Annotated in this window: 9 protein-coding genes; 3 read left to right on the top strand and 6 right to left on the bottom strand. The window is 58.9% G+C overall.

The genetic code is table 11. From position 1 onward, the window contains the following. Nucleotides 1-279, top strand: a 279-nt coding sequence (locus tag BM031_RS23910; protein ID WP_143084702.1) for an integrase core domain-containing protein, incomplete at its 5' end; no start/stop codon positions are given. A 30-nt stretch (nt 280-309) separates the two neighbouring features. Here BM031_RS23910 and BM031_RS23915 read toward each other — a convergent pair. From BM031_RS23915 to BM031_RS23940, 6 genes are all read right to left on the bottom strand, one after another. Beyond that, nucleotides 310-1,617, bottom strand: coding sequence for a T6SS phospholipase effector Tle1-like catalytic domain-containing protein (locus tag BM031_RS23915; RefSeq protein WP_229409173.1), 1,308 nt, complete (start codon nt 1,615-1,617; stop codon nt 310-312). A gap of 67 nt (nt 1,618-1,684) precedes the next feature. Continuing rightward, a complete protein-coding gene (locus BM031_RS26410) occupies nt 1,685-2,107 on the bottom strand; it encodes a DUF3304 domain-containing protein (protein WP_370660064.1) in 423 nt (140 codons plus the stop codon). Nucleotides 2,108-2,170: 63 nt separating this feature from the next. Continuing rightward, nucleotides 2,171-2,560 carry a DUF3304 domain-containing protein gene (locus tag BM031_RS26415; RefSeq protein ID WP_091877310.1) on the bottom strand — a complete coding sequence of 130 codons (390 nt, stop codon included), beginning with the start codon at nt 2,558-2,560 and terminating at the stop codon, nt 2,171-2,173. Between the two features lie 143 nt (nt 2,561-2,703). Beyond that, a complete protein-coding gene (locus tag BM031_RS23930) occupies nt 2,704-3,534 on the bottom strand; it encodes a DUF4123 domain-containing protein (protein ID WP_177207890.1) in 831 nt (276 codons plus the stop codon). 45 nt (nt 3,535-3,579) lie between these two features. Beyond that, nucleotides 3,580-6,441, bottom strand: coding sequence for a type VI secretion system Vgr family protein (locus tag BM031_RS23935; RefSeq protein ID WP_091877315.1), 2,862 nt, complete (start codon nt 6,439-6,441; stop codon nt 3,580-3,582). A 159-nt stretch (nt 6,442-6,600) separates the two neighbouring features. Continuing rightward, complete coding sequence (locus BM031_RS23940; protein ID WP_229409176.1) at nt 6,601-7,833, bottom strand: alpha/beta fold hydrolase; 1,233 nt, start codon at nt 7,831-7,833, stop codon at nt 6,601-6,603. Nucleotides 7,834-8,078: 245 nt separating this feature from the next. On the opposite strand from BM031_RS23940, the gene BM031_RS23945 reads away from it, so the two are divergent. Both BM031_RS23945 and BM031_RS23950 read left to right on the top strand, forming a co-directional pair. Further along, complete coding sequence (locus tag BM031_RS23945) at nt 8,079-9,527, top strand: Gfo/Idh/MocA family protein (protein ID WP_091877317.1); 1,449 nt, start codon at nt 8,079-8,081, stop codon at nt 9,525-9,527. 337 nt (nt 9,528-9,864) lie between these two features. Next, a complete protein-coding gene (locus BM031_RS23950) occupies nt 9,865-12,294 on the top strand; it encodes a TonB-dependent receptor plug domain-containing protein (protein WP_091877319.1) in 2,430 nt (809 codons plus the stop codon). The last annotated feature ends 21 nt before the right edge of the window (nt 12,295-12,315 follow it).

Here is a 12,315-nt window from a genome sequence, read left to right on the forward strand (position 1 = left end):
GCGCATGATTACCAAGGACTGGTTAAACAATTCGGCATGCAGGCATCCATGTCACGCAGGGGGAACTGCTACGACAACGCTCCGATGGAAAGCTTCTGGGGAAGCCTTAAAAACGAGCTGGTACACCACCAGCGTTACGCCACGCGGGCCGATGCTCAGAGGGCTATCCAGGAATACATTGAAAGCTTCTACAACCGCCAGCGGCGTCACTCACGCCTCGGCTATATTCCGCCGGCTTTATTTGCTGAACAATTCAGCAGGCAACAGCAGGCAGCTTGAAACAAGAGTGTCCGCTATTGACAGTACACCTCACTTCTCATCAGATGGCGAAATTGAATAGTTCATCAAGGCCCGCATACGTTTGTTAAACGTATCTGTGGTGACCCTGATAAAAGATTTGTGCGATGGCGATGCGCGTTGGTAGAACGGCAGGGAGTTGATGGAATTGCGGTATTTATAGCGGTAGCTCAGGTATAAGCTCATGTGTTGCTGGTGCGCTTGCCCCACCGAACCGGCCGTAATCTTGGAGGACTTGATATAGGCATTAAAATCAGCGGCAGTTGTTGGTGCGACTGTAAAATCCGCTTGAGCGGTCTTGAGCAAGCCGTCCCAATTTACTAGCGGGACACCGGCGATCCGAGCATCGTTGTACATTTGTGCGCCGGGAATTCTGGCCATCTCGTTTGCAATTTCAGGTGCAATGCCAACAGCATTTGACGAATAGCCGCCGCCAAGATCCGAATGCGCGCCAGGATACATCACCTCCTTTGCATTACCCGGGTAAACCCCATTGACTCGCACGGAGTCGAGTGGAAATGACGCACGCACTTCGTGTCCGGCTACAAAGTGAACGCATTGTTCGACTGCAGGATGGATCTGCATATTGTCGTCAGCCCAGGATTGGTGCCCCTCAACGATCGAATTGCTGAACGCATTTGGGATTCCGACCGAAGCGACAGTGTCAAAAATTCCCAAGAAGGCAACTCGAATGGGTATCCCTGCAAATTCCCATCCTCCGTGAACTGGCTCGCATACCTCAAACAACCAATTGCAAAATGCCCTAGCCTCAGCCGCCCCTCGAGAAAAACCAAAGATCGATAAATTGATGAGTTCTACCGTTGGCTTCTTCCCTTTGAGATTCAACGCAAGAGTTTCTTGCCAGTATCTTAAGACATATCGGCGCATACTTGCCGGATTCATAACCGACGCCATATTTTCAGTTACGCGGGCAGCCAGAGCATCATCCATCAAAAGACTCTTAAGCACGTAATATTGTGGCGCATTGAGAAGACGCGTGAATGCCCAAATGATTCTGTTCTCGCCGTTCCAAGCCATGCCGCCACCTAGCGGATTCTTCCCGGAATCACCAATTTCTGGGAATGGGGTTCCTACACCTGGAATATAATATTTAAAATAACCTTCCTCCGGTCTATCCGGATAGGCATTAAAAATCTTAACCACATTACTGTGTCTGCGATTTTTTGTCTCAAAGCTATCATAATCATGAGCCTTGTTATTTCCAGTCCCGTCAAAAAATATCCCGATATTCAACTGCCCGGAACAGGCAGGAGCCCCTTTATTCGCAAGTGTACAATTCAATGCACTGGCGCGCTGCATGACTTCTTTTGCCGTAAGCTTACGAAGTCCATCGCTCGGAAATGTTGTGGGAGGAAGCGTCGCCATGCTAGTTTGGTCTTGGATAAGGGTAATCGGGATGACCTATTATTTTCGTGGTCACAAGAACTTTGACCGTGTCATCAGGGTAGAAGTGGACGGCAAAAATACCTATTTCGTGCTCAGTGTACTTTGGAACTTCGACAACGCGCTTTTTCCAAGGGCCGAGCAATTTAGCATCTTCAATCCATCTGACATTGACCTTCATACCAGCATGCCACGTTCGCTGGATCGTAATACAACATACGAAAGCACCTCCTCCTCCATTTGGGAAAATGCTATGCCCATTCGAACCATCAACCGAAAATTCGGCTATTCCCACTTCTTTGTAATTCAGTCCTGACAACTCGATACTGGCCGTTCTATTATTTCGAGAACACGCAGACAAATGAAGTATCGAAAAAATAATTATCAACCAAGATTTCCGATTCACAGAAGTCCTTTCTACCCCCAGGGGGGGGAGCGGAAATACACGAATAATTAATCTTCGCGGCCTTTACTTGAGCAGCGGATATGGACACTCTGGATGCCCGACTATTTTTGTCGTAACTAAGACATTTACAGTACCACCGGGATAGAAATGGACCGCAAAGATACCAATACCATGTTCGGCGTATCTCGGCACCGGGACGACGCGTTCGTTTAAGAGCCCTGGCACACGGCCATATTGAATCCGCCGAACGGTCACTTTCATGTCAGCGCGCCACCTCCGCGGCAAGTTTATACAACATATAAATTTCCCTCCACCGCCTTTTGGGAAAATTCCATGTCCGGCATATCCATCGACTGAGAATCCTGCAATCCCAGCATCCGTATAATTCAAACCCAACACCTCGATACTTTCGCCGTTCTTTTCGGAACAGGAAACCACAGAGAAAGCAAGCACCTAAACAAGGATCCATGGTTTCGCGTTCACAAGAAACTCCGCCTGTCCGTCAAACAGAAAAATATTCGTTGGAAGTAACACGCACAGGCCTTGTCACTCATCTGGATATTCCAATGTCGATGCTTGTTGATCGGAAAGACGCCCTATGTTACATAGTCTGATAAACAGTTGATCAGATTTCCATCACTCCATTCTAAACGCAACAACATTTCACTAAGTTTCGGCATCTTCAACCCTTTCCCATCATTTAAAAGAGCCAGATACGCTAGCGCAACGAGATCGGGAAAGGCCCGTACGCCGTGTTCATGAGCAAAAGCACATGCACCAGCTACTTTCTCGTAGATCGCTGCCCGATCAAGCCCGGGAAGCGCCTCCGGGTTAGTTTCGGCAATTACGTCGAGAATCGCATCGGGCTCACCCTGAGTAACCAGTGTGGCGAACTCGACGGGCGACAGTTGAAAACTGCCTTGCAGCGGACATCTGTTTGCGTTCAGCGGTAACGACTGTAGTTGGCCAACACGGTCAATGATGATCCACTCGGATAGCAAGCCGGTCATGCCGTCCCAGTAAGTCTGCCGCAGGGCATCTGGAATCCCCGGCAACACGCGTGTGTCTGCGAACCGGAGAAGAAACTCCTGTCCATCTTCCGTCACAGCATTGGCAAACAGACGGAAGTTCTCGTTGACAGCATTCGCCTGCGAAGGCGTACTAATGAAGCTCAACATTGGCCGCTCCTTCCGATGTCGAGCCAATGCAGCCAACTCAAGTCGCAGTCGGCTCTCATCTTGTGCAGTTAACGCGATCAGGAACGGAGATGCCGCTAGCAGATCCGACATGCCATCGCAGTCGTAGAGCGCGTGACGTTCGTTAACCAACGAAATGCTGGCCTTGCCATGATCGAATGCACCGTCCATCATCGCGAGCCAGGTAAGCTCAGGTTGCGCCCCGATTTTTTTCAAGAGCTGGCTGGTCATTGCTTGCGTGCTGCAAGGTTCAGATGCGAAGTACATCAGTCCACCTTATTTGAGCGACAGGGCGCTACCTGATTTCAGCGCCTTCAACAAACATTCGATGCAAACCTCCCGTGGCAAACGCGGGAGCGGGTATTCCAGGCTTTGGGGCCCTACGAGGCTTTTCTTGCCTGCGTGAACTGTAATTTTTCCTGGGCACTGCACGGTAATGTTCCCGCCATTGATCGTGATATTTGCCCCATCGGCAGTCGACATGCAGATGCGTTTCGCAGCAGCCCAATCGATATGGGAATTGGCGCTGATCACACTCGCCTCATCACGCGCCTGTGCGGTGATCGTGTCTCGAAGCGCCTCAAAGTCATTCCGATCTTTCGCTGCGACTAGTTGCACGCCAAACGCACTTGCGCATACCTTGAGTGCACCTCCCAGGATGCCAATTGCTTGCCCGGTGTGATTTCGCATGCCGCCGCCCGTGACGAATTGGCTGTCCTGGCCACTAGCTGTCGTCGCTGACTCTCCAACGGCCAGCTGAAAACTCTGGCCAGCGCCCATGCTGATGTCAGCCTGCGCGGAAATCCCCAGGACTGCATCTCCTGTATGTGGCAGCTGGCCTTTGGTCGGTTCAGTGTGTTTGTCTGCCGCATCAGCGCTTGCCGATTCAACACCTTGGTCGCTGACGACTCCCGATAGGGCAGCACGCAATGCCTGAAGCGGCGCCGCGTTTGCATCGCGCGCACTAGCACCTTTCACATGCGTGCCGGCGTGGGCAGCAAAGGCGACTGCCTGGTGCGTGGTGGCGGCGGCGCTGAAAGCCTCGGCAAGTGCGACGGCTTGATTAACCATCGCGATACCTGCCGCATTCTCTCCCGCCGGAGCACGGTAGGCGGCGCTGTGGCTGATCGTATAGCTTGAGATGAGCAAGCCGGCGCCAGCACGGATGGCGCCGTAGCCATCGGTGCGCAGCTCTGCGCCCTTCCCGCGGAAACTGCCTCGGTAGTTGTCGGCAGTGTGGATCAGATGACCAAGATTGAGCTCACTTGCACTGCGCGAGCTTGCGAATTGAACGTGCCCTTGGGCATCGGTATCGTCGAATACGAGTTGGTTGTATTTTGAGCTGCCGAATTCTTTGCTTCGTAAGCCCCATTGGGCAGCCGCGTTTCGATGACCAGCACTGTCGTCAGAAGCACCGTCCCACACCGGGCTGTTGCCACCCGCGACATTGCCTTGGCCCGAGATTCCATGGTCGTGCGCAGCAGCAAAAGGAGATGTGTCACGTACGTCAAATGTCCGTCCTCCAGGCGTCGGTGCTATGCCGCCTTCCCCCTGCCCGTTATACAGCGCGCCGACAATAACGGGACGGTCGATATCACCTTCCAGGAATTTAACCAGCACTTCGGTTCCTATGCGTGGCAGGAACTGGGCGCCTGTTCCGTCGCCAGCGAATCGTTGCGCTACGCGCACCCAACATGTGGCCCCGCTTTCCTGCCAATGGAAGCGAATCCGCACGCGGCCGAATCGGTCACAATACAACTCATCGGCTCCGTTTGGCTGGTCGCTACCATCGGCACCAACCACGATTGCGGTCTGTGAGCCTGGCGCAGTCGGACGGGAGTAGCTTGCAGCGCCGTTTTCCGGCGGTTGTGGACGCCACACTACATTGGCAGGCAAGGCCTCAAAGCAGTTTGCATACCCTGTTTCCTCGGCCCGTTCGACTGCCAGTGCAAAATCTGGTGGCTCACTGTGGCGGACGCTGTCCAGCAGCAATTCGGGAATAGGGCCGAACAGTTCAGCAAGCGCATGCTGTGCGGGCGGAGGCATATTGTTCAGGCCCACACTGACTACGCGTAGCACCGTAAATGCGGATCCATCGCCAAGCTGCCGCAGTGGGGTATCGAGAATGGTCAGCCGCGTTCCGGCACGTAATGTACGCAATGTCGAGCTCCCGCTCCACATCTGGCCGATTGCTTCATGCCTTTCCATCCGCATATCCGCAAACCGTCGTGCCTGACTCGCACTCGCAAAAGCGTACTGGCCGGGAATGTCAAACGATTCCAGAAGCAGCATGTTGTTACGGTTGCGCTCCTTAGTAGGTGAACTCGCGGCCACAACCTTCCTTGACTTGTAGTCATAACTGAACACTGTCGACAGTGATGCTCCAAGTTTCCGATTCGCCCGCAAGGTTTGCACAGTGTCCTGGCGTTCACATGCACCCGCGCGATGAAATCTGATTCCGCCGCCGGCTTCGCTGCTCGCATCTTCTGGAATTGCCGCCTGCTGTGTGCTGTCCGCGAACAGAACAGTTCCCTCACCGTCCTCACCTTGCTCGAAACGCCAGCCGAGGCCCGCTTCGGCTAATAGCCTCTGTACGAAATCCAGGTCAGATTCGCGAAATTGGCAGCAGTAGCTTAGTGGCCCGACTTCGTTAATGACGGGACCAGTCTCGTTACTCCAGCGCCACCGTGCCAATGGCAGATAGGATGAAAATACTGAATCAACTATCTCAATGACGGTTTTGTCTTGCCAAACCCGGCAGTTGCGGACCTGACTCAGGCGCCACATCCATGGGGACAAGCGCAAGCGATAGCGCGCTAAACCACCATCGCTGCCAAGCATTGCTATTTCGGTGATATCGCCAGCAAAACTAGCGCGGTCACCACTGGCCAAGCGCACTTCCAGCGAGGTCTCTTGGCCAATGAGGGGTTCGAGTGGAACGTGGGCATCAATCGACACCACGATAATGTCGCGTTGTCCGATCCCTTGAACTTCATCGTTGGCGCTAAATGCTTCGACCAGCAACCTGCCCGCGCCGGGGAAGGCCTCTTCATTCTTGAAGCACAGTGAGTACAACCTGGTCTCGCTGGAAAACTCCGCTAGGGCAGCAGTAATCTTTTGAGTAAGGACCACGCTCATACACGCCTTCAGCTCGAGTTCGAAAAACCATACAGCGTAGGCGGAAGCAGGAGGATTCCTGCTCCAGCTATCCGACAGCAGAGCTTACGAGCTTACTTGGCGTTATTATTGAGAGGCATCAACCAATAGAGCTGCTTTCCAGACTCATCCTTATTAGGCTTAGCGTGCCAATGCCTGCTCCGCTTTGGCCAGGTTGGCCCGGTATCCCGCCAGCACCCGGTCGCCCTTGCCTTGGGCTTCGGCCAGCGTGATCGCCCGCATGAACCGCAGTTTCGCATCGAGCGGCTTGCCCGCCGCCAGCAGCACCTCGCCATAGCTGTCCTGCACATTGTCCGACGCCGGGTGCCTGGCGGCGTTGGCTTTCATGAGTCGCTCGGCCAGCAGCGGCTGCTTGCGCGGGCCAAGCAGCTCGTAGCCTAGGCGATTGATGGCCGCTTCGCCGAAGCCGCTCGCCTCGAGCGCCTTGGCCATCTCGGCGTCCGACCCGCCCTGCTCCACCCGGCGCAGCAACTCGGCGCGCGCCGCTTCCCGCACGCGCTTCACGCGCGCGCCTTCGGCCGCCGCGATTACGCCCTCGATGGCCGAGACGACCAGTTGCGGCTGCTCCTGGTGGATGTTGTGGCCACTTTCGGCGGTCACGATGTGGCTGCCGTTGCTGAAATTGCGGAAAAAGCGCTCGTGCAGGCCGCGCCACACCTGCACCGCCGCCGGCGTTTCCAGGAAGAGCTGGGGCTGCTCGCGCTTCTGCACCGAGGTGAGCACCGCCACCGGCACGTCCGGCAACGCGCCGGCGAAAGGCAGCTTGCCGCTGTCGAGCACCGCCTGCACGCTGCGCAGTTCGGCGTGCAGCTTGGGCGGCATGAACTGCTCGGTGAGTTTCGTATCCTTGTCCACGCCCGCCGCATCGAGCTTGCGCAGCTCGACATTGAAGGCCTCGTCGCTCGGGTCGACGAACGCCATGCCGGCCACCTGCTCGGGATGGCGGGTGGCGAAGCTGCGCACCAGGAAGCCGCCGTAGGAGTGGCCCACCAGGATGAATGGCGGCTTGAGGCCGGCCGCGGCGACCAGCTGTTCGAGTTCATTGGTGCGCGCCGCGATGGTCGGCGCTTCCGGCCGCGGGTCGGACTTGCCGTGCCCGGCGCGCGAATAGGCCATCACCTTCGCCGACTTTGCCAGCGCCGGCGCCACGTTGCGCCATACGCCAAGGTCGCGGCCGAAGCCCGCTTCCAGGATCACGGTGTAGTTGCCCGCGCCGAGCGTGGCCGCCTGCACCTGGTAGTTGCCCACCTTGACGGTGTCCGGCGCCGGTTCGGCCGCGTGGATGGCGCCGGATAGTGCGAACGCCAACATGGCGGCGGCAAGCTGGCCGCGGTAAGGCAGTGGATGCTTCAACAGTCTCTCCTGGTGGGTGGTCGCATGTTCCTGCGGCATTGTAAGCAGGCTGACAAGTTAGCAACAGATAAAGACGCTGCCGACGCGCCGATTACCCGCCGCGAATAAGCAGCCGGCATGCGCCGTGCGTGACTCCAGTCCAACCAATCCATAAATTGGTCTTGCCAATTTTCGGGCTTGAGGCCACCATAGGCGTAGCCGGCCTAAAAAGATCGGCTTGAATAAAACCAGCATGGAGACAAATAATGACGGAAAAGAATTCCGGGGGAATCGACCGCCGCACGGTCCTGAAGGCAGCCGGCGCGGCGGGCCTGATGATGGCCACCGGCGCCTATGCGGCCGGCGCGCGCAAGCGCTATGCGGTGGTGGGCGTGGGTTCGCGCGCGCGCATGTTCACCAATGCCATGACCGGCCCGTTCCGCGACACGAGCGAAGTGGTGGCAGTCTGCGACCGCAATGCCGGACGCCTGGCGCGCGCCGTGAAAGTCATCGGCGAGACCGGCGCCAGCCAGCCGCGCCCCTACAGCGCCGCGGACTTCGACCGCATGCTGCGCGAGACCAAGCCGGAATTCGTGATCGTCACCACCACCGACGCCAGCCACGACGACTACATCGTGCGCGCGCTGGACGCCGGCTGCGACGTGATCACCGAAAAGCCGATGACCACCACCGCCGCCAAGGCACAGCGCATCCTCGACGCCGTCAAGCGCAGCGGACGCCACGTGCGCGTCACCTTCAACTACCGCTATTCGCCGCCGCGCACCCAGATCAAGGAACTGCTGATGTCGGGCGAGATCGGCGACGTGATCTCGGTCGACTTCACCTGGCTGCTCAATACCGTGCATGGCGCCGACTACTTCCGCCGCTGGCACAGCAACAAGGCCATGTCGGGTGGCCTGATGGTGCACAAATCCACCCACCACTTCGACCTGGTCAACTGGTGGCTCGGCGCCCAGCCGGAAACCGTGCACGCCTTCGGCTCGCGCCAGTTCTACACCCCGGAGACGGCGCGCCGCATGGGCCTGACGGGCGCGCACGAACGCTGCCTGACCTGCCCGGAAAAGCAGCAGTGCAGCTTCTACTTCGACCTGGCCTCCGACCCGGGCCTGAAAGCCCTCTACCTCGACAACGAACAGTACGACGGTTACTACCGCGATCAGTGCGTGTGGCGTCCCGAGATCAATATCGAAGACACCATGAACGTGATGGTCCGCTACGACAACGGCGCGCACCTGAACTACGCGCTGTCGGCCTACGACGCCTGGGAGGGCTACCACGTCGCCTTCAACGGCACCAAGGGACGGATCGAACACCGGATCGTCGAATCCGGCGGCGCGGCCGGTGCGGCCAAGGTGCAGAGCGGCAGCGAGAGCGTCTCGATCCGGGTCATCCCGATGCGCGGCCAGCCGCGCGACATCGCCCCCATCATCGGCAAGGGCAGCCACGGTGGTGGCGACGACGTCATGCTCAACGAGATCTTCGGCGTGGACCCGGGCGACAAGTACCTGCGCAAGTCGGACGAGCGGGCCGGCGCCTGGTCGGCCCTGGTCGGGATCGCGGCCAACAAATGCTTCGAGACGGGGCAGACGGTGCGCATCGCCGACCTGGTCACCGGACTCACCCTGCCGGATCGTGCGCCGATGCCGGACCGCCGCGCCCCGATCGCGATGCCGGTAAGGATCAAGATTCCCTGATTGCACCCAATTGGTGCGGCTGCGACGATCGTGTCAAGGCCGCGGCTGTGAAACGAACGCCCCCATTCCTGCGCTGTGCGGACATGGGGGCGTTTTTTTATCCCGCGTTCGCCTCAGATGGCCGCCGATGCATCCATATCGCGCCCGTCATCCGGGCGTTTATCCGTCCCGGATAGCGCCCCCACGCCGTGAATAGAGCCTATCACCTAAAAGTGTTGTTATTGCACAGGTCACACTTGTACTTACGGAAATGTTTGATCAAAATCAATTCGCTGCGGTTATAGGGAGCATAGTTTTTGTGATGGCGTAATCCAACAGTTTTAATCAAGGGGACAAGATGGTGAATCAACCGAAAAAACGGGTATTGCTGGCAACCGCACTGGTATCGGCCATGGCATCGGCGTTCGCGCAGGAGGCGACGAGCAGCGTCACGGAGCCGGCCACCGTGGTGGTGCTGGGCTCGCGCACCCAGGCCAAGACCGCGCTCGACACGGCGGTGCCGGTGGGCCTGATCAGCGCGAAAGACCTGCAGTCGGCCGGCTCGCTCGAATTGGGCAAGGTATTGCAGGACCTCGACCCGTCGTTCAACTTCACGACGACCTTCATCAGCGACGGCACCGACATCATCCGCCCCGCCACGCTGCGCGGCCTCGGTCCCGACCAGCTCTTGGTGCTCGTGAATGGCAAGCGCCGTCACCAGCAGGCGCTGGTCAACGTGCAGCAGACCATCGGCCGCGGCTCGGCGGGTACCGACATCAATGCGATTCCCCTGTCCGCCATCCAGTCCATCGAAGTGCTGCGCGACGGCGCCGCCGCCCAATACGGCTCGGACGCGATCGCCGGCGTGATCAACATCGTGCTCAAGAAAGGCGTCACCGACACCCAACTGAGCGCCAGCGCCGGCACCACCAGCGAAGGCGACGGCGACACCTACACCGGCAGCGCCCACAAGGGCTTCGCCCTGGGCGCCGATGGCGGCTACATGAACCTGTCGGTCGAAGGCCGCCGCCGCAACGAAACCAACCGCGCCGGCCTGGATACGGCCCGCGTGAACCCGCCGCGCGTGACCCAGCGCATCGGCGACAGCCTGGCCAAGGACGGCTACCTGTGGCTCAACGCCGGCCTGCCGGTCGGCGGCGGCGAACTGTATGCCTTCGGCGGCGCTTCCAAGCGCACCGGCGATTCGTCGGGCTTCTTCCGCACCGCGGGCGACGCGCGCAACGTGCCGGCCATCTACCCGAACGGCTTCCTGCCGAACATCATCACCACGGTCAAGGATGCCTCGCTCGGCGTCGGCTTCAAGCACGACCTGGCAGGCGACTGGAGCGTGGACCTGAGCGTCAACCACGGCCGCAGCGAACTCGGTTTCCACGAGCGCAATTCGATCAACGTCAGCTACTACTACGAGAACGGCAGCTCGCCGCTGGAAGCCGACACCGGCAAACTGAAGTTCGACCAGACCACGCTGAACCTGGACTTCAAGGGCTCGGTCGATTTCATGGGCGGCCCGCTCTACATCGGCACCGGCTTCGAATGGCGCCAGGATAACTACCAGATCGTCGCCGGCGACCCGGTGTCCTACCAGTATGGCCGCACCAACAACCCGGCCATCATCATCCGCGACCAGTCGGGCGGCATCGCGGCCTCCGGCATCCAGGGCTTCCCCGGCTATACCCCGGGCACCGAAGTGGACGAAGGCCGCCACAACACCGCCTACTACGTGGACCTGGAACGCAAGTTCGGCGACACGATGTCGCTGGGCGGCGCCCTGCGCCATGAGCGCTACTCGGACTTCGGCAACACCACCATCGGCAAGCTGAGCTTCCGCTACGACCCGTCGCGCACCGTCGGCGTGCGCGCCAGCGCCTCGACCGGCTTCCGCGCACCAGGCGTGCAGCAGAAGTTCTACAGCTCGGTGTCGACCAACCTGAACGCCGCCGGCGTGCTGACCGAAACCCTGACCGCGCGCGAGAACAGCGCCGTGACCCGGGCCTTCGGCATCGCACCGCTGCAGGAAGAAACCTCGAAGAGCGCCAGCATCGGCATGATCCTGCGCCCGACGAACAACTTCTCGGTGACCGCTGACCTGTACCGCACCAACATCGACGACCGCATCGTCTTCTCGAGCAATATCGCACCGGAGTCGGGCGCCTGCGCCACTGCTGCCGCCTGCCCGATCAAGGCGATCCTGGATCCGCTGCGCGTGGGCCAGGCCCAGTTCTTCACCAACGCGATCGACACCTCGACCACGGGCTTCGACCTGGTGGCGCAGCACACCACGCGTGGACAAGGCTCGACCCTGGTGCTGTCCGGCCAGCTCGGCTTCAACCGCACCAAGGTCAAGGACCGCCATTCGCAATCGTCGGTGCTGAGCGGCGCCCAGCTGTTCGACGACACGCAGGTGACCCTGATCGAAAAAGGCCAGCCGCGCCAGCACCACGTGGTCGCTGCCGACTACACGGTGGGCCAGTGGAACGCAACAGCGCGCGCGAACTACTTCGGCGAAGTGGAAGGCCAGGGCTTCACCCCGGGCTTCATCCAGACCTGGGACGCGAAGTGGATCGTCGACCTGACCGGCCGCTACAACTTCACCAAGAAGCTGAGCCTCTCGGCCGGCATCAACAACCTGTTCGATACCTACCCGACCAAGTGGGATCCGGTCAAGGCAGCGCCGTTCCCGCAACTGGGCTTCACCCATTGCTGGGAAACCTGCCCGTTCGGGATCAATGGCCGTTCGATGTATGTGAAGGCGGACTACGCGTTCTAAGCGGTGACACGGTGGGCGGCC

Origin of the sequence: Massilia yuzhufengensis (assembly GCF_900112225.1) — a bacterium.
GTDB lineage: Bacteria > Pseudomonadota > Gammaproteobacteria > Burkholderiales > Burkholderiaceae_D > Telluria > Telluria yuzhufengensis.